At 66.9% G+C, this 26293-nt stretch carries 23 protein-coding genes; 13 read left to right on the top strand and 10 right to left on the bottom strand.

What is annotated here, in order from left to right:
• Positions 1-832: DUF222 domain-containing protein (locus ACPXB3_RS11680; RefSeq protein WP_425727696.1), on the top strand; the 832-nt coding region annotated here is incomplete at its 5' end.
• Between the two features lie 108 nt (positions 833-940).
• On the opposite strand, the gene ACPXB3_RS11675 is transcribed toward ACPXB3_RS11680, so the two are convergent.
• Positions 941-2080, bottom strand: a complete 1140-nt coding sequence (locus tag ACPXB3_RS11675) for an NAD(P)H-dependent flavin oxidoreductase (protein WP_425727695.1) — start codon at positions 2078-2080, stop codon at positions 941-943.
• Entirely contained in the window at positions 2077-3810 is a 1734-nt protein-coding gene (locus ACPXB3_RS11670; RefSeq protein WP_425727694.1) for an acyl-CoA synthetase, read from the bottom strand. Before ACPXB3_RS11670 ends, ACPXB3_RS11675 begins: the two co-directional genes overlap by 4 nt.
• A gap of 79 nt (positions 3811-3889) precedes the next feature.
• On the opposite strand from ACPXB3_RS11670, the gene ACPXB3_RS11665 reads away from it, so the two are divergent.
• Together ACPXB3_RS11665 and ACPXB3_RS11660 are read left to right on the top strand one after the other, a co-directional pair.
• Positions 3890-4711, top strand: coding sequence for a crotonase/enoyl-CoA hydratase family protein (locus tag ACPXB3_RS11665; protein ID WP_425727693.1), 822 nt, complete (start codon positions 3890-3892; stop codon positions 4709-4711).
• Positions 4708-6174, top strand: a complete 1467-nt coding sequence (locus tag ACPXB3_RS11660; RefSeq protein WP_425706453.1) for a cytochrome P450 — start codon at positions 4708-4710, stop codon at positions 6172-6174. Before ACPXB3_RS11665 ends, ACPXB3_RS11660 begins: the two co-directional genes overlap by 4 nt.
• An 18-nt stretch (positions 6175-6192) precedes the next feature.
• On the opposite strand, the gene ACPXB3_RS11655 is transcribed toward ACPXB3_RS11660, so the two are convergent.
• Positions 6193-7230, bottom strand: coding sequence for an LLM class F420-dependent oxidoreductase (locus tag ACPXB3_RS11655; protein WP_425706452.1), 1038 nt, complete (start codon positions 7228-7230; stop codon positions 6193-6195).
• A gap of 87 nt (positions 7231-7317) precedes the next feature.
• Between ACPXB3_RS11655 and ACPXB3_RS11650 the strand changes: the two genes are divergently transcribed.
• The 4 genes from ACPXB3_RS11650 to ACPXB3_RS11635 all read left to right on the top strand — a co-directional run bounded on the left by ACPXB3_RS11650 (position 7318) and on the right by ACPXB3_RS11635 (position 11865).
• The gene (locus tag ACPXB3_RS11650; protein ID WP_425727692.1) at positions 7318-8370 is read left to right on the top strand and encodes an OB-fold domain-containing protein; all 1053 of its coding nucleotides are present in this window, start codon (positions 7318-7320) and stop codon (positions 8368-8370) included.
• 56 nt (positions 8371-8426) lie between these two features.
• Positions 8427-9482, top strand: coding sequence for a thiolase domain-containing protein (locus ACPXB3_RS11645; RefSeq protein ID WP_425727691.1), 1056 nt, complete (start codon positions 8427-8429; stop codon positions 9480-9482).
• Positions 9482-10660, top strand: coding sequence for a thiolase domain-containing protein (locus ACPXB3_RS11640; protein ID WP_425706449.1), 1179 nt, complete (start codon positions 9482-9484; stop codon positions 10658-10660). Before ACPXB3_RS11645 ends, ACPXB3_RS11640 begins: the two co-directional genes overlap by 1 nt.
• 224 nt (positions 10661-10884) lie before the next feature.
• A complete protein-coding gene (locus tag ACPXB3_RS11635) occupies positions 10885-11865 on the top strand; it encodes a hypothetical protein (protein ID WP_425727690.1) in 981 nt (326 codons plus the stop codon).
• Positions 11866-12048: 183 nt separating this feature from the next.
• On the opposite strand, the gene ACPXB3_RS11630 is transcribed toward ACPXB3_RS11635, so the two are convergent.
• Positions 12049-12498, bottom strand: a complete 450-nt coding sequence (locus ACPXB3_RS11630; RefSeq protein WP_425727689.1) for a nuclear transport factor 2 family protein — start codon at positions 12496-12498, stop codon at positions 12049-12051.
• Positions 12499-12529: 31 nt separating this feature from the next.
• Positions 12530-13837 (bottom strand): cytochrome P450, encoded by a 1308-nt coding sequence (locus ACPXB3_RS11625; RefSeq protein ID WP_425727701.1) that lies wholly within the window; start codon positions 13835-13837, stop codon positions 12530-12532.
• Between the two features lie 319 nt (positions 13838-14156).
• Here ACPXB3_RS11625 and ACPXB3_RS11620 point away from each other — a divergent pair, with 319 nt between their 5' ends.
• On the top strand, positions 14157-15320 hold the full coding sequence (locus tag ACPXB3_RS11620) for a steroid 3-ketoacyl-CoA thiolase (RefSeq protein ID WP_425727688.1): 1164 nt from the start codon (positions 14157-14159) through the stop codon (positions 15318-15320).
• Positions 15321-15341: 21 nt separating this feature from the next.
• Positions 15342-15821 carry a nitroreductase family deazaflavin-dependent oxidoreductase gene (locus ACPXB3_RS11615; RefSeq protein WP_425727687.1) on the top strand — a complete coding sequence of 160 codons (480 nt, stop codon included), beginning with the start codon at positions 15342-15344 and terminating at the stop codon, positions 15819-15821.
• A gap of 49 nt (positions 15822-15870) precedes the next feature.
• Here ACPXB3_RS11615 and ACPXB3_RS11610 read toward each other — a convergent pair whose 3' ends face one another.
• Positions 15871-16482, bottom strand: a complete 612-nt coding sequence (locus ACPXB3_RS11610) for a TetR/AcrR family transcriptional regulator (protein ID WP_425727686.1) — start codon at positions 16480-16482, stop codon at positions 15871-15873.
• A gap of 184 nt (positions 16483-16666) precedes the next feature.
• Between ACPXB3_RS11610 and ACPXB3_RS11605 the strand changes: the two genes are divergently transcribed.
• Positions 16667-17917, top strand: a complete 1251-nt coding sequence (locus tag ACPXB3_RS11605; RefSeq protein WP_425727685.1) for a cytochrome P450 — start codon at positions 16667-16669, stop codon at positions 17915-17917.
• 60 nt (positions 17918-17977) lie between these two features.
• Positions 17978-18817 (top strand): glycosyltransferase, encoded by an 840-nt coding sequence (locus tag ACPXB3_RS11600; protein WP_425727684.1) that lies wholly within the window; start codon positions 17978-17980, stop codon positions 18815-18817.
• Positions 18818-18824: 7 nt separating this feature from the next.
• On the opposite strand, the gene ACPXB3_RS11595 is transcribed toward ACPXB3_RS11600, so the two are convergent.
• The 4 genes from ACPXB3_RS11595 to ACPXB3_RS11580 are packed head-to-tail and all read right to left on the bottom strand — an operon-like array spanning position 18825 to position 24122.
• Positions 18825-20168: a condensation protein gene (locus ACPXB3_RS11595; RefSeq protein WP_425727683.1), complete on the bottom strand. Its 1344-nt coding sequence runs from the start codon at positions 20166-20168 to the stop codon at positions 18825-18827.
• Complete coding sequence (locus ACPXB3_RS11590; protein ID WP_425727682.1) at positions 20165-21622, bottom strand: condensation domain-containing protein; 1458 nt, start codon at positions 21620-21622, stop codon at positions 20165-20167. The genes ACPXB3_RS11595 and ACPXB3_RS11590 overlap by 4 nt, the downstream gene beginning before the upstream one ends.
• Positions 21619-23094: a condensation domain-containing protein gene (locus ACPXB3_RS11585; protein ID WP_425727681.1), complete on the bottom strand. Its 1476-nt coding sequence runs from the start codon at positions 23092-23094 to the stop codon at positions 21619-21621. The genes ACPXB3_RS11590 and ACPXB3_RS11585 overlap by 4 nt, the downstream gene beginning before the upstream one ends.
• 53 nt (positions 23095-23147) lie before the next feature.
• The gene (locus ACPXB3_RS11580; protein ID WP_425706438.1) at positions 23148-24122 is read right to left on the bottom strand and encodes an alpha/beta hydrolase; all 975 of its coding nucleotides are present in this window, start codon (positions 24120-24122) and stop codon (positions 23148-23150) included.
• Between the two features lie 307 nt (positions 24123-24429).
• Between ACPXB3_RS11580 and ACPXB3_RS11575 the strand changes: the two genes are divergently transcribed.
• Positions 24430-25398, top strand: a complete 969-nt coding sequence (locus ACPXB3_RS11575) for an ATP-binding cassette domain-containing protein (protein ID WP_425706437.1) — start codon at positions 24430-24432, stop codon at positions 25396-25398.
• The gene (locus ACPXB3_RS11570; RefSeq protein ID WP_425727680.1) at positions 25395-26282 is read left to right on the top strand and encodes an ABC transporter permease; all 888 of its coding nucleotides are present in this window, start codon (positions 25395-25397) and stop codon (positions 26280-26282) included. Before ACPXB3_RS11575 ends, ACPXB3_RS11570 begins: the two co-directional genes overlap by 4 nt.
• Positions 26283-26293 lie beyond the last annotated feature (11 nt).

Genomic DNA, 26293 nt, shown 5'->3' with positions numbered 1-26293 from the left:
GCTCTCGCACTACTTCGCCGGCGCCACCCCCGCCGACATCCGCGACCACGCCCGCACCCTCGGCAACCAGATCGCCGAGGCCGACGGTGGACTACCCGCGGGCGAAGACAAGACGATCAACGAACTCGGCTACCACCAGACCGACGACGGACGTCTGGACGTGCACGCCAACCTCGATGCGGTCGTCGGCGAGAAGCTGCACAGCCTCGTCGAAACACTCTCCGCACCAAAGCCTCAGCCCGACGGTTCGCTCGATCCGCGGAAAGCTGAACGCAGACGTGCTGATGCTCTCGAAACCATCTTGGAGCTCGCGGCGAAGGGGCTCACCGACGAGACCGTGTCGTGCAAACCCACCGGCGGAGTGTTACTGACCATACCCGCCGACACCCCGAAGCTGTCTGCGCTCGAGTTCATGGGGTCGGTCACGCCCGCCACCGCGAAAGCATTGTGTTGCGACACCTCGATCACCATGATCGTCCGCGACCACAACGGAGTCCCCTTGAACGTCGGACGGGAGAAACGCCTGTTCACCCCCGGACAACGCAAAGCACTCCTCGTACGCGACCGATGCTGCGTGAAATGCGGTGCGCCAGCAGCACGTACCCAAGCCCACCACCTCGCCCATTGGGCCGACGGCGGCGCCACCGACCTCGACAACGGCTGCCTACTGTGCACCAACTGCCACGATGATGTGCATCATCACGGGTGGGAAGTGATCATGGGATTCGACCGGCATCCATGGCTGATCCCACCCGCCACGATCGACCCACACCGCCGACCACTTCCCGCCTACCACCGACGCACCCTACGCCTCGACAACGTCGCCGCCTGAACACACTGCCCCACAACACTTTCCCGACCCGCACCCGGCCCACCGGGACCGCATCCGTACCTTGACAACTCCACAGAGTTCGGCGCCGGCGCCCGGTGACTGCCGGAACTACCGCTCGAGGGTCTTCTGCATCCGGGCGACGGCCTCGTCGTATTCGCTGACCATGTCGGCGATGAGCTCGGCGACCGGGGTGATCGCGTTGAGCCGTCCGACGATCTGGCCGGCAGGCATGGCGACGACGCCGGGATCGTCGGACGCCGAGATCCGCGCATGCGCCTCGGAGACCAGGATGTTCTGCAACGGCATCGGCAGCGGCTCGGGCGCACCCACCGCATCCCATGCGTCGGTCCAGGACGTCTTGAGCAGTCGCGCCGGCTTGCCCGAGTAGATGCGCCGACGCACGGTGTCGCGCGACGTCGCATCCAGCAGCGCCCGCTGGACCGTCGAGGGGCCCTCCTGGCCGTCGGCCATTCCCAGTCGGTACTCCGCGGCGGTCAGCCAGTACGTTCCCATCCAGACACCCTGCGCCCCAAGGGCTATCGCGGCGGCGATCTGGCGGCCGCTGCCGACGCCACCGGCGGCGAGCACCGGGGCGCGATCGCCGACGGCGTCGACGAGTTCGGGCCACAGGATCATCGACGTCACCTCGCCGGTGTGGCCGCCACCCTCGTATCCCTGCGCGATGACGATGTCCACGCCGGCCTCGACATGGTGTCGCGCATGGTCTTTCGCGCCTGCCAGCGCGGCGACGGACACCCCGTGGTCGTGTGCGGCGGCGATGACGTCGGCGGGCGGGGAACCGAGCGCGTTGGCGATGAGCTTGATCTGCCCGTACTTGTCGGCATGTGTCATGGCGACGTCGACGTGTGACCGGGCCACCGAATGCAGCCAGCCCAGCACGCCCGCGTTGACCCGTTCGCCGTCAGGTAGCGGCGGCACCCCGAGGTCGTCGAGGGTGCGTTCGACGAAGGCACGGTGCTCCGGCGGGATCATCGCATCGAGATCGGTGTGGCTGCCCTCCGTGGGAATCTTGGCGGGCATGACCACGTCGACCCCGAACGGCTTGCCGTCGGTGTTCTCGTGCATCCACTCGAGAACCTCGTCGAGTTCTTCGGGGTCGTTGAATCGCACACACCCGAGCACTCCGAACCCGCCGGCACGGCTGATCGCGGCGGCGACATGTTCACTCGGTGTGAAGCCGAAGATCGGATAGTCGATCCCGAAGCGGGCCGCCAGTTCGGTCTTCATCGCGTTGCCGCAGCGTTCGCGGGCCGGGCGGCCTCGGCGGTCTCGTCGGCCGGTCCGCCCTCGGTGATCGCCGCCGCCCACCGGTAATCCGGCTTCCCGGCGGGTGAGCGCTTGATCTCGTCGACAAACCAGACACTTCGAGGAGTCTTGTAGCCCGCCAGCTCTTTCCGCACGACGTCGGCGAGCTCACCGAGCGTCGGACGCGCGCCGTCGCGGGTGGCGACGACGGCGGCGACGCGTTGCCCGAACCGGTCATCTGCCACGCCGACGACGACGGTGTCGAAGACGTCGGGATGCGCCTTGAGTGCGGCCTCGACCTCCTCGGGATACACCTTTTCGCCGCCGGTGTTGATCGACACCGACCCCCGTCCGAGCATCGTGATCGTGCCATCGGACTCGACGCGCGCGTAGTCGCCGGGGATCGAATAGCGAATCCCGTTGAACGCCTTGAAGGTCGCCGCCGACTTCTTCGGATCGTTGTGATAGCGCAGCGGGATGTGCCCGGTGCGCGCCAGCACCCCGACCTCGCCGCTACCCGGCGTCACCTGCGAGCCGTCCGGCCGGAGGACGTGGGTTTGCTTGTCGGCGTTGACACGTGGCGCGCCCACGTGCGATTGCCCCTTCGCCACGACGGCCATCCCGCCGAATCCGGTCTCCGACGAGCCGATCGCGTCGATGATGATGGCGTTGGGGAACTTCTCCACGAATTGGTCTTTGATGCTCGGGGAGAACAGGCACGCCGACGACGCCACCGTGAACAGGGTGGAGGTGTCGTAGTCCCGCCGGCCGAGTGCCTCGATCATCGGGCGGCCCATGGCGTCACCGGTGATGAACACGACGTGGACGCCGTGCCGTTCGATGGCCGCCCAGGCCTCGTCTGCGTCGAAGTCGGGATAGACGATCGCCTTTCCGCCGCCGAAAAGTGCCTGCAACACCGCCCACTGAGAGCCACCGTGGATGAACGGCGGGATCGCGAACCGAACGAGCTGGCCGCCCGCTTCGCCAATACGCGCGTGTTCCCACTCGTCGGTGACCGGCTGCCCGGTACTCCAGTCGATGCCGCCGCCGAGCACCCGCCAGATGTCTTCCTGACGCCACACCACGCCCTTGGGCTTTCCGGTGGTCCCGCCGGTGTAGAGCATGTAGAGGTCGTCGTCGGAGCGTTCCTCGAAGTCGCGTTCGGTCGACGACGCGGCGATCGCCTCCTCGAAGTCGACCGGGGACGCCACCGCGCCTACTTCGGTGCCGGAGTCGGCGTCGGCGTCGGAGTCGGCGTCGGTGTCGGAGTCGATGACCACCCGGTGGGCGATGACCGGCCGGGCAGACTCGTGGCCGCCCCGGTCCGCTGAGCCCCCGTCCGCTGAGCCCCCGTCCGACAGGACGTTGGCCACCCGCGGCGAGTACTGCCGTTCGTGGAAGAGAACAGTCATGCCGGAGTCGGTGAAGATGTGGTCGAGCTCGGCCTCGACGTAGCGGTAGTTGACGTTGACCATCACCGCCCGCGCCTTGAAGATCGCCACCATCGCCTCGACCGATTCGATGGTGTTCCGGCTGTACAGACCCACTCGGTCGCCTGGCCGTACACCGAGGCCCCGCAGATGGTGGGCCAGCGCATTGCTGCGGGCCTCGAGCTCGGCGTAAGTCCGCGAACGGTCCCCCGATTCGAGTGCGATGCGGTCGGGCATGAGGTCGACGGCATGCTCGATGAGGTCCCCGATGGTAAATGCCATGGGACAAAACTAGAACGTGTTATCGTTTTCGGCAACCCTATGTTTCCGCCGAACCGCCTCACCGATCTTGGGGGTCGAGATGACCACGATGCCGCATACCGAGCCCACCACCGTCCCGGCACCGCACTGCCTCGTCGAACAGCGAGGGCACGTTCTCATCGTCACGATGAACCGTCCCGAGGCCCGCAACGCGCTGTCGGCGGAGATGATGGCGATCATGACGCAGGCCTGGGACCGCGTCGACGCCGACCCCGAGATCCGCGCCGCCATCCTCACCGGGGCAGGCGGCGCCTTCTGCGCCGGCATGGACCTGAAGACCATGTCGCGCAACGCCCCAGGTGACACCGTCAAGCAGGGCACCTGGAATCCGGAGGCGCTGCCGGCCCTGCTCAAGGGCCGGCGCCTGACCAAGCCGCTGATCGCCGCGGTCGAGGGCCCCGCCATTGCCGGCGGCACCGAGATCCTGCAGGGCACCGACATCAGGGTCGCCGGCCGCAGCGCCAGATTCGGTGTGTCCGAAGCACGTTGGGGGTTGTTTCCGCTCGGCGGCAGCGCAGTCCGCCTCGTGCGGCAGATCCCGTACACCGTCGCCTGCGACATCCTGCTCACCGGGCGTCACATCGATGCCGAGGAGGCCAAGGAGTTCGGCCTCATCGGACACGTCGTCGACGATGGCACCGCGCTGGACAAGGCTCTGGAACTCGCACAGTCGATCTGCGACAACGGCCCCCTTGCCGTGCAGGCGATCCTGCGCACCATCCGCCAGACCGAGGGGCTCAACGAACTCGACGCCTTCGCGATCGAGGCGCCGATCGGCATCTCGGTGTTCCAGAGCAAGGACGCCAAGGTCGGGCCGAAGGCATTCGCCGCCAAGGAGAAGCCGGTCTTCACCGGCGAATGACCTCCTTGACAGTCCGGTCTGCGGCGAGCAGGGTCAGAGACGTGTTCCGACGCCCGCTGAACAACGACTGGTCCGGTCGGCAATTCCCGCACGCGGGCAGACGCCGCCGGATCGTCGGCGACCTCGGCGTATCCGATCCGCGCCAACCGGTGCTCAGCATTCTCGACTGGGGCGCCGACCTCGGGCCGATCTTCGAATTCCAGGTCTTCCGGCAGAAGTTCGTGTTCGTCGCATCGGCCGCCCTGACCGCCGAACTGTGCGACGAGACCCGCTTCTGCAAGGCGTTGCCGCCGGCGATCACCGCGCTGCGCCAGTACGCCGGCGACGGCTTGTTCACAGCATTCAATGACGAGTCGAACTGGCAACTGGCACACGAACTCCTGATGCCCGCATTCACCAAGGCGGCAATACGCTCCTACCATCCGACGATGATCGAGACGGCAAGCGAACTCTTCGCGTACTGGGATCGGCGCGACAACCGGGCCGACGTCACCTCCGACATGACGAAGTTGACGCTCGAGACGCTGACCCGAACGGCCTTCAGTCAGGACTTCGGGTCCTTCTCGTCGACCCAGCGGCACCCGTTCATCACGGCCATGATCCACGCCCTGCAGACCGGGCGGCGCAAAGGCGGCCTCGGCACCGCACCGGGCGGACGCTTCCTGATGGCCTACCTCGACCGGCGCAACGCGGGGGATCAAGGCTACGTCGACTCCATGCTCGACGAGGTCATCGCCAAGCGGGCCGGAGATCCCCGGCGCGACGACCTGCTCGGCATCATGCTCAACGTCGCCCACCCCGAGACCGGCGAGAAGCTCTCGATGCTCAACATCCGCCACCAGATCCTCACGTTCCTGGTCGCCGGACACGAAACGACTTCCGGGGCACTGTCTTTCACTCTGTACTACCTGTCGCAGAATCCGCACTGCCTGGCCCGTGCGCAAGCCGAGACCGACGAGATACTCGGCGCCGACCCACAGGCGATGCCCACCTTCGAGCAGGTTCCGCACTTCCGCTACATCCGGCGCTGTCTCGACGAGGCCCTGCGCATCTGGCCGACCGTGCCCGCCTTTGCCCGCAGCCCGCGGGCCGACACCGTGATCGACGGCGAGGTCCCGATGCGCACCGACGACTGGGCGATCATCGTTCTCGGCCTGGTCCACCGTGACCCCGCGGTGTGGGACCGTCCGGACGTCTACGATCCGGACCGGTTTCTCCCCGCGAACGTCAAGAAGCGCCCGGCCCACTCCTACAAGCCGTTCGGCACCGGCCTGCGGGCCTGCATCGGCCGACAGTTCGCGCTGCACGAGGCAGTCCTGGTACTCGCGAGTCTGCTCCACCGTTACGACCTCACCCCCGAGCCCGACTACGAACTCGCCGTCGACGAGCGGCTCACCATGGTGCCCAAAGACTTTCACCTCACCCTGACCCCACGACGCGTTCCGGCAGCCGCGCAGGTCTGAGCCCGAGCGCTCGAGCACTCAGCAGAGCGTGGCCAGCGTCTCGATGGTCTCGACGTCGCGGGCGGTGACCATCAGCATGTCGACCCCGGCCGCCTCCCATTGCTTGATCTGCGCGCGCACCGAGTCGGCAGTTCCGGCGATCAGCGTCTCGCACACCATCTCGTCGGGCACCGCCGCGATCGCCTCTGCCCTGCGCCCCGCACGGAAGTGCCTGCCGATGGCGTCGACGGCCTCGCCGTATCCCATCCGCCGGTACAGCTGGGCGTGAAAGTTCTTCTGCGCCGCGCCCATAGCGCCGACGTACAGGGCGGTCGAAGGTCGGTAGCGTTCGATGGCCGCCGGCACGTCGTCGGTGATGGCCACCTGGACGGTGGCCGCCACCTCGAACTCCGCGCGTGTGCGGCGCGCTCCCGGCCGGGCGAATCCGTCGGCCAGCCACTGCTCGTACTGATCGGCGAGGGCAAGGCTGTAGAAGATGGCCAGCCAGCCGTCGGCGATCTCCGCGGTCTGCGCCACGTTGCGTGGCCCCTCGGCGCCGAGCCAGATGGGGATGTCGGCACGCAGCGGATGCGTGATCGGCTTGAGCGCCTTGCCCAGTCCCGTCGAGCCCGGGGCGCCGGCCGGATACGGCAATGGATGGTGCGGACCGTCGCTGCGCACCGGGGCCTCCCGCGCCAGCACCGACCGGACGATCTCGACGTATTCCCGGGTGCGCGCCAACGGCTTCGCGAACGGCTGCCCGTACCAGCCCTCCACCACCTGCGGTCCGGACACGCCCAGGCCGATGATGTGCCGGCCGCCGGAAAGGTGATCGAGGGTCAATGCGGCCATCGCCAGCGTGGTCGGCGGCCGCGCGGACAGCTGTGACACCGCGGTTCCCAACCGGATCCGCGACGTCGCCGCGCCCCACCAGGCCAGCGGCGTGTAGGTGTCCGAGCCCCAGGACTCGGCGGTGAACACGGCGTCGAATCCGCTGGCCTCGGCCACCGCGACGAGATCAGGCGCATCGGGAATCGGGCCCGCTCCCCAATAGCCAAGCTGCAAAGCCAGTTTCACGGCAGGTGCCGTCCTCTCCCTGCGTCGGTCGGTGGCGCGACGACGTGCGCCTTGTATCCAATACTAGAACGTGTTCTACTCGATGGTGTGAGCACCATCGCAACATCCGGCCGCGCCCGAGTCCCCGATCCGACGGCGGACGTTCCGCCACCGCAGCACGCCGTCCTCACCGCCCCGCTGACCAATACCTTCGGATACACGCGGTCATTGGGGCCGGTGCTCTCGCAGTTCGCGCTCGCACTGCGCGACGGCCGGATCGTCGGTTCCAAGGGCAGCGACGGCAAGGTCGCGGTCCCGCCGGTCGAATTCGATCCGACAACCGGGGCGCACACCACCGAACTCGTCGACGTGGCCACGGTCGGCACCGTCACCACATGGACGTGGAATCCCGAACCCGCCGGCCCGCAACCGCTCGATGTGCCCTTCGCCTGGGCGCTGATCCGCCTCGACGGCGCCGACACCGCCCTGCTGCACGCGGTCCGCGTCGACTCGCCCGACGAGTTGCACACCGGGCTGCGCGTGCACGCCCGCTGGCGGGCGGCGCGAACCGGGCGCATCGACGACATCAGCCACTTCGCACCCGGCCAGTCCCCGACCCCGGCCGCGCCCAACGACACCGCCGACGACTCCGGTACCAAGGTCGGCGCCGACGGCAACGTCGTCATCACCACCCCGATCACCACCACGATCACCCATTCGGCGACCGAAGAGGAATCCTGGTATCTGGAGGGACTCAAGGCCGGAAAGCTCTACGGTTCGCGGATCGGCACGGGCGTCGACGCCGGCCGGGTGTACTTCCCGCCGCGCAAGGTCAGTCCGTCCGACGGCGCGCCGGCTCTCGAGCGGGTCGAGTTGCCCGACACCGGTACTGTCACCACCTTCTGCATCGTCAACGTCCCGTTCCAGGGTCAGCGCATCACACCGCCATACGTGGCGGCCTATGTGCTGCTCGACGGCACCGACATCCCGTTCCTGCACCTGATTCTCGACTGCCCGGCCGACGAGGTCCGGATGGGTATGCGGGTGCAGGCGGTGTGGGCGCCCGCCGCGGAGCGTGAACTGTCCCTGGGCAGCATCAGCCACTTCCGGCCCACCGGTGAACCCGACGCCGACTTCGCGTCCTACCGCGAATTCCTCTGAGCGCCTGCCGGACCCCGTCCCATCCAGACTCCGAATCACCAAAAGGACATCTCGCAATGACCCTGCCACGGATAGCGATCGTCGGGTTCGCACACAGCCCGAACGTCGTCGGGACGCACGGCACCACCAACGGCGTGGAGATGCTGATCCCCTGTTTCGCGAAACTCTATGCCGAGCTGGGGATCAGCCGCACCGACATCGAGTTCTGGTGCAGCGGATCGTCGGATTACCTTGCCGGACGCGCCTTCTCGTTCATCTCCGCCATCGACTCCATCGGGGCGATGCCGCCGATCAACGAATCCCATGTGGAGATGGACGGCGCGTGGGCACTGTATGAGGCGTGGGTCAAGATCGCCACGGGTGAGGTCGATCTCGCCCTGGCCTACGGATTCGGCAAGGCCACCGCGGGCGACTCGGATCTGACGCTGGCGTTGCAGACCGACCCCTACACCGTGGCGCCGCTGTGGCCGCGGGCCCGCGAGCTCGCCGCTCTGCAGGCACGCGCCGGCTTGGACGCCGGCACCTGGACCGAGGAAGACATGGCCGCGGTGGCCGCCCGGACCACCGGCGGTGCCGTCGACGACCTACTCGCCGCCGACTACGTCGCAAACCCGTTGCGCGCGCATGACATCGCGCCATACACCGATGCCGCGGCGGCGGTCATCCTCGCCAGTGAGCGGCGCGCCCGCGAGCTCGTCGCCAACCCGGCCTTCGTCACCGGCTGGGATCATCGCATCGACACCCCGAACTTCGGCGCCCGTGACCTGACGGTGTCGCCGTCGACCGTATTGGCCGCCGACACCGCCTTCGGCGGACTCAGCCGCTCCGTCGACGTCGCCGAGATCGCCGCGCCCTACACGCATCAGGAATTGATCGTCCGCAATGCGCTGGGCCTGCCGGATTCGGTGCGGACCAACCCGTCCGGCGGTGTGCTGACGGGCAATTCACTGTTCTCGGCCGGGCTGCAGCGGATCGGCTACGCGGCAACCGAGATCCTCGGCGGCAACGCCGGTACCGCCGTCGCCCATGCGACGAGCGGTCCCCTGTTGCAACAGAACATGGTGGTCACCCTGAGCGCGGACGCGACCGATGATGCGGGAGAACAGAACTGATGGCACACAACAATCGGGCGGCGGTGCTGGGCACCGGTCAGACGAACTACGTCGCCAAACGCCATGACGTGACCATGGCCGGGATGTGCCGCGAGGCGATCGACGCCGCGCTGGCCGACGCGAAGGTGTCCATCGACGAGATCGACGCCATCGTCGTCGGTAAGGCCCCGGACCTCTTCGAGGGATCGATGATGCCCGAACTCGCGATGGCCGAGGCGATCGGCGCGGTCGGCAAGCGGCTGATCCGCGTGCACACCGCAGGCTCGGTCGGCGGCTCGACCGCGAATGTTGCGGCGGCACTGGTCTTCGCGGGCGTCCACCGGCGGGTGCTGGCCGTCGCGTGGGAGAAGCAGTCCGAGTCGAATGCCATGTGGGCGTTGTCGATTCCGGTTCCCTTCACCAAGCCGGTGGGCGCCGGTGCCGGTGGATTCTTCGCCCCGCACGTGCGCGCCTACATCCGGCAGTCCGGGGCGCCGGAGTACATCGGCGCCATGGTCGCCGCCAAGGATCGCCGTAACGGTGCGCTGAATCCACTGGCCCACCTGCATCAGCCCGACATCACCACCGAGAGCGTCATGGCTTCGCAGATGCTCTGGGACCCCATCCGTTACGACGAGACGTGTCCGTCGTCGGACGGCGCGTGTGCGGTCGTCATCGGTGACGAGCAGGTTGCGGACTCCGCCGTCGCCGCCGGCGACCCGGTGGCCTGGATTCACGCCACCGCGATGCGCACCGAGCCGCTGGCATTCGCGCACCGCAACGTCGTCAGCCCGCAGGCCGGCCGCGACGCCTCGGCCGCACTGTGGAAGGCCGGTGGCATCGCCAACCCGATCGAGGAGATCGACGCCGCCGAGATCTACGTCCCGTTCTCGTGGTTCGAGCCGATGTGGTTGGAGAATCTGGGCTTCGCCGCGGAGGGCGAGGGCTGGAAGCTCACCGAGGCGCACGAGACCGAGATCGGCGGCCGCATCCCGTTCAACGCCTCCGGCGGCGTCCTCTCGTCCAATCCCATCGGCGCGTCGGGCATGATCCGCTTCGCCGAGGCCGCCATCCAGGTGATGGGCAAGGCCGGCGCCCACCAGGTGCGCGATGCCAGGAAGGCCGTCGGTCACGCGTATGGCGGTGGGTCACAATACTTCTCGCTGTGGCTGGTGGGTGCGGACAAACCGCAGCACTGAGTTCACCGGCCGACCGACCGGCCGACGAAAAGTGGGGGAAGATTCGTTCTTCCCCCACTTTTGGGTTCTTCCCCCGGAAGTTTCCCGCGGAAGGCCCTAAAAGTCGCGGAAGAAGCTCGACGGCAGCGGCAGTATCGCCCAACGATGCTCGGCCGGCAACGACGCTGTCCACAGCTGTGGACAGCGCAACAGCACCCACACCTCCAGCAGTACACCATCGCTGCATGGCAACACCCGACAAGTCCCGCACCGGCGCCGATGACCTGACCCTGCGGCGGGAGTTGTTGCGGCAGGGCAGCACCGACGCCGACATCCGGCGCGGGCTGCGGGAGCGCACCATCGAGCGCGTTTGGCGTGGCGGCTACGTTCCGGCCGGCGCCGACGACGCCGTCGACGACGTTGCTGCCCGGGAGAACCGGTATCGGGCCATGATCCACACCGCCGTGAGCGCGGGCGGGCCGGACCGCCATCTCAGCCATCAATCCGCGGCGACGATCCTCGACATCCCGTTGCTGCACAAGGATATCTCCACGGTCCACTTCACCGCCGAACGTACCGGCCGGGCATCGGCCGGCCTGGTGATCCATCAGGCGCGCATTCCGCCGGCCGATCTCGTCGCAGTCGACAGCTACACGCTGACCGGCATCGGGCGGACGATCTGCGACGTCGCGCGGACGGCGCCGCTGCACGAGGCGGTGTGCGCCCTGGACTCCGGGCAGTTCGTTGCCCGTCGACGAGGCGAACCGCTCGATCTCGGCCACCACGTCGATGCCATGCGCCGGCAGCATGGGATCAGCCGACTGCGCACGGCGGCCGCACTGTCCACCGATCTCGCCGAGAGCATCGGCGAGTCCCTGAGCCGCTGCGTCATCGTCGACGACGGCCGGCTCCCGGCACCCGAACTGCAGTCGGAGGTCGTCGTCGACGACGGTTCGGTGAAGCGCTGCGACTTCGGGTGGCGCGACGCGAACGGACGCCTGCTGCTCGTCGGCGAGTTCGACGGCCGATTCAAATATCACCGGCTCTCGGCGGCCAGTGGCCATCGCCTCGCCGAGGACGTCATCTACCAGGAGAAGTTGCGCGAGGATGCAATTCGCGATCGTGGGATCATCGTCGTCCGCTGGACGTGGAAGGAGCTGACGAATCCCGAGGCGTTCATCGGCCGGCTGTTGCGGGCACTTCGCCGCGCCGGAATCGTGAGGTAGCCGACCGCGCCGCCGCACCCGGTGGGGCAACTGACCACGCTCCCGCACCCGCCACCCCCGTTCTTCCCCCAGTTTCCGGTTCTTCCGCAGGAAACTTCCGGGGGAAGAACCGAAAAGTAGGGGAAGAACAGCTCTTCCCCTACTTTTCGTACAGCGCCCGGCCGGAGCGGGTGAGAGGGACCGCTACGCCGGCCGCACCGAGTTGATCGTCTTCTCGACTTCCCAGAATGCCCGCAGCGCAGACAGTTTGCCTTCCGCGTCGGCACGGTAAGTGAACACCCCGTGCGCCTCGGAGACGTGACCGGCGATGTGGGTGACGATCTTGCCCACGTAGGCCACCTCGTTGCCGCAGATGATCTCATCGCCGAAGACGAACTCGATCGACTCGGTGGTCGCGATGGAGAGATCCCAGAACTCCGAGATACGTTGGTGCCCGGTGAATCCGATCCCCTCGGGGTCGAACATCGACGGGCCGACGGGGTCTTCGACCTTCGCTTCGGCGGCGAAGTTGTCGATCCAGGCCTGCTTGTCGCGGGCCTCGACGCATTCCCGCGACCGCCGCCCCGCGATCACCGCCGGGTGATTCTCGCGGTCGATGGTCAGATACGCCGGTGACTCACTGGCCGTGGTCATCTCACTTCGCCCCGTCTCACTTCGCCCCGTCTCACTTCGCGCCATAGTCGACGCGGAGTTCCTTGACGCCATTGATCCAGCCGTGGCGCAGGCGACGGGGCGCGGCGAGCCGGCTGATATCGGGCACCAAGTCGGCCAGCGCGTTGAACATCAGGTTGATCTCCATCCGGGCCAGGTTCGCGCCGACGCAGAAGTGTGCGCCGTTGCCGCCGAATCCGACGTGCGGGTTGGGATCTCGCAGGATGTTGAACGAGTACGGATCGTCGAAGACGTCTTCGTCGTAGTTCGCCGACCCGTAGAACATGCCGACCCGCTGGCCTTGGGCGATGTCGACGCCGCCGACCTGGGTGTCCCGCTTGGCGGTGCGCTGGAAACAGTTGACCGGCGTGGCCCAGCGGACGATCTCGTCGACCGTGGTGGCCGGGCGCTCGCGCTTGAACAGCTCCCACTGATCGGGATGTTCGAGGAAAGCGTTCATGCCGTGGCTGAGCGCATTACGCGTGGTCTCGTTGCCTGCGACGGTCAGCAGGATGAAGAAGAACCCGAATTCGGCCTCGTCGAGGCTCTGTCCGTCGATGTCGGCGTTGACCAGGGTCGAGACGATGTCGTCGACGGGGTTCTTACGCCGGGACTCGGCCATGGTGTAGCCGTACCCGAGGATTTCCGCGGACGCCATCTCCGGGTCCTCGCCGAATTCCGGATCGTCGTAGTTCATCATGTTGTTCGACCAGTTGAACAGCTTGCTGCGATCAGCCTCGGGCACCCCGAGCAGGTCGGCGATCGCGAGCAGCGGGAGCTCGACGGCGACGTCGTCGACGAAGTCACCGCTACCGCTCTCGGCGGCGCGCGCCACGATGGTCCGCGCCGCGGTATCGAGCTTGTCCTCGAGCGCCTGGACCGCGCGCGGCGTGAACGCCTTGGAGACCAGTTTGCGCAGCCGCGTGTGATCCGGCGGATCATGGTTGATCAACAGCGCCTTGGTGACGTCGAGTTGCTCTTGCGTCATGCTGTCCTCGAAACGCATGATGACGCCGTCGGCCGCCGTCGACCAGTCCGCGTTGTTCTTGGAGATCTCGCGGATATGGGCGTGCTTGGAGATCACCCAGTAACCGCCGTCGTGGAATCCGCCGCCCTTGCCGGGCAGTTGCGCGTTCCACCACACCGGAGCGGTCTTGCGCAAGGTCGCGAATTGCTCCATCGGAATACCTTGTTCGAGCAGGGCGGGACTGGTGAAATCCCAGCCCTCCTGCATCATGAACCCGCGGTTGCCGGCATCCTCGGCCGACGCTGCCGCCCCGGTCGGCGACTCCCCCGCGGGAACGTTGACGGTCCTGACCACTGTCACACCACCTGTCGTTTCCTGTAGTGAGATGAGAACGGAAATCGGTCTCACATGTGATCTACGGTACACAAGAGACGGGCCGATCACGAGAACTCGTTCTACCTTTTTCTGGACGGTCGCCCCAGTCAGACGTGCGAATTCGGTGTGGGGCGACCGTCCCACTCCAGTATTTCTGGACCTATGTCCAGACAATTGCCGTTGATGCCCGATCCTGCGCAGGCGCCAGCGCACATCACCGTCACCAAGGCTGGACGCAAACGAGAACGTGTTCTAATTTGAGTTGATACCGAAGATTTCTCAGAGGAGAGGAACCACCATGGGCGTTCCGGTGATCGTCGAAGCCGTTCGGACTCCGATCGGCAAACGGGCCGGATGGCTGTCGGGCCTGCACGCCGAGGAATTGCTCGGCTTGACGCAGCGCGGCCTCATCGAGCGAGCGGGTATCGATCCCGCGCTCGTCGAGCAGGCTATCGGCGGATGTGTGACACAGGCGGGCGCACAGGCCGGCAACATCACCCGCAAGGCGTGGTTGTCGGCGGGACTGCCCGAGCAGACCGGGGCGACCACGATCGACTGCCAGTGCGGGTCGGCGCAGCAGGCCAATCACCTCATCGCCGGACTGATCGCCACCGACACCATCGAGGTCGGCATCGCGTGCGGTGTCGAGACCATGACCCAGGTACCGCTCGGCGCCAACGTCGGCACCAATGCCGGTCCGTACCACGCGGATTCGTGGCAGGTCGACATGCCCAATCAATTCGAGGCGGCCGAGCGGATCGCCCGCCGGCGCGGCATCACCCGCGCCGACGTCGACGCACTCGGCCTGCGCAGCCAGCAACGTGCCCGACAGGCCTGGGACGAAGGGCGTTTCGACCGCGAGGTCCTCACCTTCAAGGCACCCGAACGCACCAAGAATGGTGAGCTGACCGGCAAGATCCTCGACGTCACCCGCGACCAGGGGCTGCGCGACACCACCACAGAGACACTCGGCGCGCTCAACCCGGTCATCGACGGCGGCATCCACACCGCGGGAAACTCCTCCCAGATCTCCGACGGCGCCGCCGCGATCCTGCTGATGGACGAAGACCGCGCCCGCGCACTCGGGCTGACGCCGCGGGCCCGGTTACGCGCACAGGCGCTCATCGGAGCCGAACCGCATTTCCACCTCGACGGACCCGTCCAGGCCACCGAACGCCTTCTCGCCAAGGCGGGAATGTCGTTGGGCGACATCGATCTCGTCGAGATCAACGAGGCCTTCGCCTCGGTGGTGCTCAGCTGGGCGCAGGTACACGACGCCGACATGGACAAGGTCAACATCAACGGCGGGGCGATCGCGCTCGGACATCCGGTGGGCAGCACCGGTTCTCGCCTGCTCACCACGGCACTGTACGAACTCGAGCGCACCGACAAGCAGACCGCGCTGATCACGATGTGCGCGGGCGGCGCGATGGCCACCGGCACCGTGCTAGAACGTATCTGAGCCGCAGAACGTAGGTGAACCATGGACCCCGACAAGCGCCCGCCGCAGCTCGACTCCCCCGTCGTCGCCCGGGTGATGAAACTCGGGTCGCGAGCGAACACTGCGCTCTATCGGGCGAGCGGTGGCCGGCTGGGCAGCAAGTGGCGGATGGGTGCGGCCTTCGCCAAGCCCGTGCCGGTGTGCTTGCTGACCACCATCGGACGCAAGTCGGGCCGCCCACGAACGGCACCGCTGCTCTATCTGCGGCGCGGCGCGGACTTCGTCGTCGTCGCCTCGCAGGGTGGGCTGGCCCACCATCCGGCCTGGTATCTGAACCTGCAGGCGAACCCGCAGGTGACGATCGAGGTGGGCCGGGACCGGCACGAACTGACCGCCCGCACCGCCGCCGCCGCCGAACGCGCCGAACTGTGGCCGCGGCTCGTCGAGCTGTACGCGGACTTCGACGCCTACGACGCGTGGACCGACCGCGAGATCCCCGTCGTCATCTGCGAACCACGCTGAGACACAGTCGTTCCGGCGTCACCGTGCAGAGTCCTCACCGAGCAGGGCGTCACCGTGCAGCGGGCAGCGCCCTGATCGCCGCGCCCAGCCAGCGGTCCAGAAATGCTCTGCGCCCGGCAGCGGAATACGGCTCGAGACCCGGGTCGATGATCAGCGACTGAAGCGTGCGCAGGACGATCTCGACGAGGACCTCGAGATCATCATCGGTGTAGCCGCGTTCGGCCCAGTCGACGTCCATCCGCGCCACCATGGTGCGGGCGAACACCGCCGCGCTGTCGGAGGTGATCTGGCCGATCACCGGCAGGCTCTGATGCCCCGGACGTAGCAGGATGCCCATGTAACGGTCGTCGGCAACGGTCTCCAGCACCGCGCAAACCCCTTCGACCACAGCCACATCCGGGTCGGCCAGACCGAATACGCGCCCCGCGATCCCGTCCAGGAAGGCCCCCACCGCATCGATCGCGGTGGCCGACAGCAGTGCCTCGGTACTGGGAAAGTAGCGATAGATGGTCTGCCGGGTGACACCAAGGCGGCGAGCCACATCGGCCAGCCGCGTCGCCTCCCCGCATTCGTCGATCACCTCACGGGTGGTCGCGAGAATCCGCGCGATGGCCTCCTCGTCGGTGGCGGGCACCTGACCGGCCCATCCGTGCGTACGCATCAGTTCGCTCTGCGTTGCCGGGGCGCCGTCGAGGGCCGTCGTTTCATGGGAACCCAGCCTAGTCGGAAGTCCGAGCGAAAAACGATGACCATACGTGTCGGGGCGTGATGTATGGTGTGGTGACACGGCACACACGCCCGCCCTCCACATCGTTACGTCCATATCCCCATTCCGAGGAGCAAACGTGACCACCACCAAGACCTGCCCGTTCGATCCGGGTATCGACTTCACCGACCCCGACGTCCTCGAGCGCGGCCTGCCCAGTCGGGAGTTCGCCGAACTCCGGCGCACCGCTCCGGTGTGGTGGAACGCCCAGGAGCCCGGCATGGGCGGCGGATTCCACGACGGCGGATTCTGGGTGGTCTCCAAACATGCTCACGTCCGCGAGGTCTCGCGCAATCATGGGCTGTGGTCGACGAACGCCAACGGAGCGATCATCCGGCTGCCCGAGTACGTGACTGCCGATCAGATCGAGTTCACCAAGGCGCTGCTGATCAACCACGATCCGCCGTCACACACCCGCCTGCGCAAGATCATCTCCCGGATCTTCACACCGCGAGCGGTGGGTGCGCTCGAAGACACACTCGCACAGACCGCCCGCCGCGTCGTCGCGGAGGCAGCCGCCACACCGGGCGGCAACTTCGTCGACGACGTCGCCATCCACCTGCCGTTGCAGGCCATCCTCGACCTCATCGGAGTGCCCGAACCGGACCGGCCGCGCATTCACGAACTCGTCGACGCCATCATCAATTCCGACGACCCCGATCAGGCCATCGACCCGGCCACGGCCAATGCGGAACTGCTGGGATACGCGTATCAGATGGCCGAGGACCGCCGGAAGAATCCCCGAGACGACATCGTGACGACGCTGGTGCAGGCCGACATCGACGGCGAAGCACTCGACGAGATGGAGTTCGGCTTCTTCGTCATCCTGCTCATGACCGCCGGCAACGAAACCACCCGCAACGCCACCACCCACGGCATGAACGCCTTCCTCGAGCATCCCGCGCAGTGGGAGCTCTACCGGCGGGAACGGCCGCGCTCGGCGATCGACGAGATACTGCGCTGGTCCACCCCGGTCAATGCATTCCAGCGAACCGCGTTGGCCGACACCGAACTCGGTGGTGTCGCCATCTCCGCGGGGCAGCGCGTCGGGATCTTCTACGGTTCGGCGAACTACGACGAGGAGGTCTTCGCCGACCCGTTCACCTTCGACATCCTGCGCGACCCCAACCCGCACCTGGCATTCGGCGGCAGCGGCGCACACTATTGCATCGGCGCCAACCTGGCCCGGCTCGAGTTGAACCTCATCTTCGATGCGATCGCCGACGTGCTGCCCGACATCTCGCTGACCGGCGAGATGCGGCGGGTGCGTTCCGGCTGGCTCAACGGCGTCAAGGACCTGCCGGTGCGCTATGGGGGATGCCCGGCCTGATCGCCCTACCCGGCCTGATCCGAGGTGGCCGGGTCCCGCCCGGATACCTAGACTCGCGACATGTCCGACGAACACCTTTCCACCACCGATCGTTCCGAGTCCGTCGACGCCGCAGGTCCGGCCGTCGCGGTGATCGTCCCCGCATACAACGAGGAACACCTGATCGTCGACACCCTGCAAGCACTGCAGGAGCAGGACTTCGATTCCCCGTTGCAACGTGAAGTACTCGGCGGTTGCCGGATCGTGGTGGTGGACAACGACAGCACTGACCGGACACCCGAGTTGGTGCGTGAGTTCATCGAGTCCGGGCCCCGGTATCCGACCGAGCTGATCCACGAGAGCGACAAGGGGACCGGTTGTGCCGCCGACACCGGGGCGCGGTACTCGATCGATTCGGGCGCAACGGTCATCGCGCGCACCGATGCCGACTCGCGCCCCGCGTCGTGCTGGCTGGCGAACCTGATCGCGCCCTTGTTCGCCGGCAAGCGTCTCGTCGGCGGTCGGGTGAAAGCGCGCCCCGACGAGGATCTTTCGCCGATTCTGTTCAATGCGGTCGGCCGGTTGTGGCGCGTCGGGCACGGAATCGAATATCTCCGTACGTTGCGCGGGCCGGCCGCCGCGCGGCGCAGTTACGCCGTCGTGGGCAACAACATGGCCATCGACGCCGAGATGTACCTCGAGTCGGGTGGCTTTCCCCGGACCCGGGTCGACGACGCCGACGAAGACGCGGTGTTACAGGCCCGGGTGCGAGCACTGGTGGGCCCCAAAGGGATCGGACTGCAGAAGGACGCGCTCGTCTACACCTCGCAGCGCCGCCGGCAGGCCTTCGGGCTCCGGGGGACCGTGGAATGGTATTCGGGCGAGCGCACCGCATCCGGTCGCGCAGCCGACATCCGCTGATCCGGGCTCAGGCGCTCGCGCCCCCGGCGCGCGACATCGCAACCCGATCCACCGTCTGCTCCAGGATCGACGCGGTATCGGCGAGCACCGCGTCCATCACCGCATCGGCGCGTGCGGTCGCCGGGTAGCGCACCCGAACGTGGATACCGCGCGCATCCCGCCACAGCCACCACTGGGCGTTGTCGGTGGCGTGGTCGCCGGAGAGTTGCCGCACCTCGACCCCATCGACGGGCTCATACCATCGCGTGTAGTCGACATAGGACACCATGAACACGTCATCGCGCTTGCGGCGCAGGCGATCACCGAAGGTCTGATAGACCGGCGTCAATCCGATCTCGGCCAGCGGTCTCGCCGTCGCCAGCCGATCGGCATTGATCTTCAGCAACTCCAGCACATCACCTGCACATGCCACCCGCAGCGGGATGTTCTCGACCACCCATGCCACGAATCGCTCGTCCGAGGACGGCCCGGCCGGGATGATCGTCGCCATCTCCGACGGACCACCGTTGCGATGGACGGCCGCACCGATACAGGTCAACAGCGTCGGCAGGGTACGCCCGCCGTGCCGACGCACTCCCGTACCGAGTTGGCGACTCGCCTCCCGCGACAGCAGCGTCTCGACCCGGGTGCGCATCGGCACGCGGGTGCCCGGCGCGACACCGAGATCGAGCGGGAAATCCGGTATCTGCCAATCGGTTTGCTCGAGATACCGCTGCCAGCCGGTCAGGCGTGGGTCGTCGGCGGACACATTCTGGATCACGGTGTGCCCGCGCACCGCATCCAGACCCGAATCCGCGGTTCGCAACGGCCGGTCGGCGAGGATGTCGGAGATGTCCCCGGCGAGCACGGTCAGCGACCGCGCATCGACGTATGCATGGTCGAAGGCACAGATGACCGTCGTGGAATCGGAGCGCGCCACCGCCGAGAAGAAGTGGTCGAGCGGACGTAACGGGTTGCAGACCATGGCGATTCGACCCATCACCTCATCGGTGAATGCCGTTGCACTGGTCGAGACGCCATCGGCTTCGGCGACGGCGGTAGTGGTGATGTCGGGGCCACACTCATGCCGCTCATAGTCGCCGGCGCCGACGACGAAGTGGCTGCGTAGCGCGTCGTGGCGCGCCAGCAGGATCGGGACGAGCCGGTCGAGACGGTCGCGCTCGATCGCCCTGGAGAAATCGACGACCAGGGTCAGCCATCCGTGCCGGCCCGCCCGTACCGAATCGAGGTGAAACCGCTCGTTCTCCGACACGGCGACACCGGTGGGAACGGCGTCGGCGGTGGCCTGCGGACGCCATTGGACGAAACGCCCCGGTTCCACCGAATAGTGCTCCAGGCTGGCCAGTTTCATGCCGGCAACCCGGCGATCCGGTGACTCCTCGGTGGTTCGTCGACACCGGCGGCGAAGACGCCCAGCCAGTCGGCGATCGCATCGAAATATGATTCGACGTTCGCGCGCGCGGTCGCGTTGTCGGGTATCTGCGTCTCGATCGTCAGACAGTCGGTCATCCGGCTCACCCAGAGGTTGGCGTTGCGGGTTCGTCCCACACCCGGAAAGCCGACCGTGGTGGCGACCGTGGGGTCGGCCACTCCGGGCAGCCTGCGGTGATCGAGATAGGTGACCATCTGCGGGGAGCCGTTGATCGGCGGCAGCTCACCGGATTGGGCCAGCGCACCCAAGACCGCTCCCACCGGGGCCTGCGATGCGATCCGGGCGTCGCGTACGGCGGCGGTCGCCGTGGCGATCAGCGCCCAGCAGTCGCCGTCGGGGTCGGTGTCGAAGCAGATCGGGGCGAAGTTGCAGAGCCAACCCTGTGTTCGTTCGTGCCCCGGCATGCGCCTGGCCACCGCAGTCGTCGTGCAGAAGAGACCTTCGCCGGTCACGGCGAGCTGTGCCGATGCCAGGGCCGCATAGACACATCCGGTGAACGTGAGATCGGTGGACGCCAGCCGTTCGTCGATCCGGGCGGCCTGTTCCGCGGTCAACAGGTCCCGGCGGGCGCGCACCGCGGCCACCGGCGCATCGTCGGCGAGTCCGAGGTCGAGCGCCGAGGTCGGTATCCCACCCTTGGCGCGCAACGCTTTTCGCCAGATTTCCACGCTCTCGTCGGCGGCGCCGACGGCGGTCGCCGAGATCGATTCGTCCCGTATGTAGTCGGCGTAGAGTCCCACCGGCGGCAGGTCGGCGTCGTCGCCATGGACCCGGGCCCGGTAGAGGGCGACGATCTCGGCGAGCGCGAGCCACATCGAGTAGCCGTCGCCGTGTACGTGATCGGTGCCGAGATAGAAGGTGAATCCGTCGGCGTCGGCCGCCGCCCCGAAGTGCATGGCGGGCACGGAGTCGTAGTCGGTGTGGGCGGCGATGCGTTGGGCGGCATGTTCGCCGATCGACTCGCCGTCCACCCGTTGCCGACCGGCACCGCCCGATCCGGTGGTGACCACCTCGATGACGTTCGCGGGCGCGACCATCCGCGTGATCCCCGACTCGTCGATCACGTAGTGCGCCCGCAATTCCTCGTGCCGGCGCAGGAATTCGGTGAGTGCCTGCGCCATCGCAGCGTCGTCGAGGCTCTCGTCGAATCGGGTGAGCGAACCGATGATCGCGCGATGTGCATCCCCGCGCCGACGCCCGGCGACCGCGGTCGCGAGATGGTCGGACTGCAGAAATGTGCCTGCCCCCGACGGCACCGACTGCTGCCGGACCTGTTCGGGTGCACGCACCGTCCATTCGACGACGTCTCCCCCGGGAAATGGTTCGCGCAGCAGCGGACTCAGCTCCCCGGTGCCCGAGAAACGGACCGTCATCGGCGCTCCGAGGCCAGCGCGCCGCGTGCGGCGACCTCTACGGAGCAATCACCTTCGGCGACCACGTTGGTCAGGATCGAGTGGAAGCGCGACAGGAAGACCTCGACCGCTCGCCCCGCGGGCCCGGCCGGATAGCGCGCGGAAATGTTGAGTCCGTCGGGGATCCGGTTGATCCAGAAGTACACCTCGTCGGCGTCCGCGGTGGCGCTGCGCAACACCCGGGCCTCGCGCGCATCCCAACGTTCGGCGCCTTCGGCGCGACGCAGATCGATGTAGGAGACCACGAAGCCCGGCGGGGTGGTGTCGCCGCCGATCAGATCGGCGATCGGTGCGAACGGCGCGGCGCCGGCATCGCGATACTCCCCGACGCTCGCGGTGACCGCCGACAAGGCCTGCGTGAACGTCGCGGCACCACCGGACCGGACGTGCATCGGGATCACGCCCACGAACCAGCCCACCGCCTCACCCCACTGCGGGCCGGTGCGGGTGTGGATAGGGCTGACGAACCGCAGGTCTGCCTCGCCGGTGAGCGCCGTGTTGGCCATCGCGAGCGCGGCGTAGATCCCGGCCGCCAGCGACCCGCCGGCGGTCTTGCAGATACCGTCGAGGAGTTCGGTTTCCGTTCCATCGAGGAGATAGCGCGACAAGCTGGCCTGGAATCCGGTGGTCGGCGGTCGCCTGGACGCCACCGTGGCCTGTTCGTCGGGCACCTCGAATCGCGGAAACGTCGGCATCGCAACGGGTTGCGCGGTGTTCGTCGACGTGTCGAAGAATCTGCGCCACAAGGCGACCGCGGAGTTGTTCGCATCGATCTGCTCGCCGAGGCAGCGCTCGGCGTCGGCGAAGTCGAGGTAGCTGCCGTAGTCGATCAGATTGTGCGGTTGCTGGGCCAGCGCCGCCTCGTACAGGGTGGTGAGCTCACGGATCGCGAACACCTGGGTGTAGGCATCCATGACGGTGTGATCGGCCGCGAACATCAGCAGAAAGCAGTCATCGCGCCCCGCCGGCTCGACGGTCACCGCCACGCAATGGGGCCACCGCAGCGGCGACACCGTCGTGTTGAAGTACTCCTGAACCGCTGCATGCGCCTGCGCGTCATCGAGGTCCTCCCCCAGGGACGTACCGCGAACCGAGATGGCTTGCGGCGGCGCGGTGATACGGGTCAGCTCGTCTTCGGGCGTGATATCGGAATCGGTCCGGACCGAGGACCGAAATGCCTCATGTCTGCGGTACCACTCCTCGATGGTCGCCGCGAGCGCGTCCCGGTCGAGAGCGTGCTCGACGAGAAACGCCGTGCCGATCCACTCGCTGTACCAGCCGGCCCCCACCAGCTGTGCGCGACGTGCATGCTCGACATGCACATAAGACAGCCGACGTGGATCGTCGCGCCAGGCGTCCTGATGGGCAACCGGCTCCCAGGCGGTGAGCGAACCACCGGGTATCCGGTAGTCGGCGAGTTCGGTGTATTCCAACGAAACCTCCCCAGATGGTTTGGTGAATGTTGATGGTCTGGTGAACGACTGATTCAGTTATCCAAACCGCGTTCGATTATCGGCCAGCTCTCACGTTGTTGATCGCGCCAATACGGCCATGAGTGTGTTCCCGGATCGACAATGTGAATGGTTGCCGGAATGCGCTCGGCGGCGAGCCTGGACTGGAGTTCCCGGGTGCACATATACGTACCGAATTCGATCCCGCCACCGATGACCTGGCGGTTGACCGGGTCCGAATTGCCCGGATAGCCGGGCGCATCGTAGGCACCCGGACGACCGGTACCGCTCGAGACATACACCGTCGTACCCCGTAGGTTACCCGCCAGCCGGAGGACATCGTGCGCGGCCCAGTCGGGATCGCCGGGAGAACCCCACATATTGTTCGCATCGCCGCCGAACGCGGCGACGATACCGCGCGGATACGCCTGTCCCGCAACGCCGGTCGTCGTGTAGCAGCCACTGTAGGACGCCACCGCCCGATAGAAACCGGGATTACGTGCGGCCAGCACCAAACCCGAACCGGCACCCATCGAGATCCCCGCGATCGCGCGCTTGCCGTTACCGTCGAACGCCTCGTCGATCAACGGGGGCAACTCCTTGATCAGGAAGGTTTCCCATTGATACCGGCCAAGTTTCGGATCGTCGCGCTGCCAGTCGGTATAGAGGCTCCCGTTACCGGCAAGTGGCATCACCACATTGACGTTCTTGTCCGCGTAGAACTGCCGGGCCGCCGTCTCGCGCAACCACATGCTGTTCTCCGGGTCCTCCTCGCCGAGTCCGCTCAGCAAGTACAGCGAACCCCGGCTGCGATCGGCGTGCGCGGGCGTGAGGACCTGGACCTTGATGGTCTTGGCCATTGCGGGCGAATACACATACACCGCGGTCAGGCCGCTCCCCTCCGACACCGTGCGCTCGATCCTCGCCTGCGCGGCCGGTTGCGCGAGGGCGCCGGCCTGCCCACTCACGACGACGGCCGCAGCTGTCGCGACGACGCTCAGCACGCCCACACATGTACGAAATCCCCACCGGAAACGGCGGCCACCCCTGCTCGACAAATTCCACTCCCCTACACGAAGACTGCGGCGGTACCGACACAGAATGCCACCGACCCGCTAAAGATAACCCGGCACGACGACTTCGTCACAATTCGATTTTCCGGATGCACACATCACACTGACGGATTCGTCGGAGTGAACACCATGTTAAATCGCCGGTGAAGTAGCCGGAATCAATTACCGAAGCCGACTTCGTATCGGACTCCGGCTCCGGCATCGGTAGGCTACGGGCTGACGCGGATCGAGAAAGGAGCCCGGCATGGTCGTTCTGCCATCGACAGCGATCGAGGCCGAGTCCCTGCGAAAGACGTTCGGACGGGTGGTCGCGGTCGACGACGTTTCGTTGTCCATACCGACCGGATCGGTGTGCGGGCTGCTGGGCACCAATGGTGCAGGTAAGACCACGACGGTCCGGATGCTGGCAACGCTCCTGCGCCCAGACGGCGGCCGGGCCCGGGTCTTCGGGCGTGACGTCACCACCGAGGGCACGGCGGTGCGCTCTCTGGTCGCGCTGACCGGCCAGTACGCATCGTTGGACGAGGACCTGACCGCCCAGGAGAACCTGCGGCTCTTCGCCGAATTGCGCGGCCTGCGCAAACCGCGCGCCCGCTCCCGCGCGGACGAGCTGATCGGGCAATTCGGACTCACGCATGCGGCGCGACGCCCGGTGTCGGGATACTCCGGTGGCATGCGAAGGCGGCTCGATCTGGCCTGTTCGCTGATCACTGCGCCACCGCTGCTGTTCTTGGACGAACCGACCACCGGCCTCGATCCGACGACCCGGGCGCAGGTGTGGCAGGCGGTTCGCGAACTCGTCGCCGGCGGCACGACTGTGCTGCTGACGACGCAATACCTCGACGAGGCGGACAAGCTCTCCGATTCCATCGTCGTCATCGATTCCGGGCACGTGGTCGCCGAGGGCACCGCCGACAGCCTCAAGGAACGCATCGGCAGCAAATCGCTGCACGTGCTGATCAGCGACGCCGCCCGGCTCCACGACGCATCAACGCTTCTCCGACGTTGTCTGGCCACCGAGGTCGTCGAATTGCCCACCGAGGCCAGGTTGTCGGCAACCATCACCGATCCGGCGCTCGCCGCGCGTGCCGTCGCCGAACTCGAGTCCGCCTCGATCGACATCGTCGAATTCTCGGTGCAGCGGCCGACACTCGACGACGTGTTCTTCGCCTTGACCGGTGACGCGGACCCGCGAATGCAGGACGCGTCATGAGTGACGGCCGCACAACCGAACTCGCCGGCCACTTGTACCCGGCGGTCCGCGACACGGGCGGGCTCGAGTCAGGTGGGATCGGGTCAGGAGGGATCGAATGGCCGATCACCCCGACCGATCGGATCCCGCCCGGGGTGACGCTGCGGCAGATCGGCGCGTTGACGCGGCGTGGCCTGCTCCGGATGCGGCATTCTCCGCAAGGACTGATCGACGTCATCGTGGTGCCGATCGTGTTCACGGTGTTGTTCGCGAACATCTTCGGTGGCGCGGTGGCCGGTGGGGTCGGAAACTACTTGCAGCTGTTGGTTCCCGGCGTGCTCGTGTCGGTCTCGGTGACCACCTCCATCGTCACCGGCACCCAGCTGCGCGAGGACATCGACAGCGGGGTGTTCGACCGGATCGTGTCGATGCCCATCGCGCGCATCGCACCACTGGCCGGACTGCTGATCGCCGATACCTTGCGCTACGTCATCGCGACGACGGTCTCGTTGGTCGTCGGCCTGGCGATCGGGTATCGGCCGACCAGCCCGCTCGGCGTCATCCTCGGGATGATCTTGGTCGTGTTCTCGGCGTTCTCGTTGAGTTGGATCTTCGCCCTGATGGGTGTGTTGCTCAACAAGGTCTCGGCGATTCAGGGCATATCCATGCTGATCCTGATGCCGATGACGTTCACGTCCAACGCATTTGTACCGACCTCGACGATGCCGGGGTGGCTTCGGGTGATCGCCGACATCAACCCGATCTCCCATCTCATCTCGTCGTTTCGTGCGCTGGCAAACCACGGGCAGTTCACGGCCGACGTGGGCTGGACCCTGCTGGGAAGTTGCGCGATCCTGGCCATCTTCGCCCCGCTGACCCTGCGCGCATATCTCGCACGTCTCTGACCTGACGATCC

Source organism: Gordonia sp. DT219 (genome assembly GCF_049847065.1).
Taxonomy (GTDB): Bacteria; Actinomycetota; Actinomycetes; order Mycobacteriales; family Mycobacteriaceae; genus Gordonia.
The sequence above is the reverse complement of the archived record's forward strand: the minus strand, read 5'-3'. Positions and strand labels throughout refer to the sequence as shown.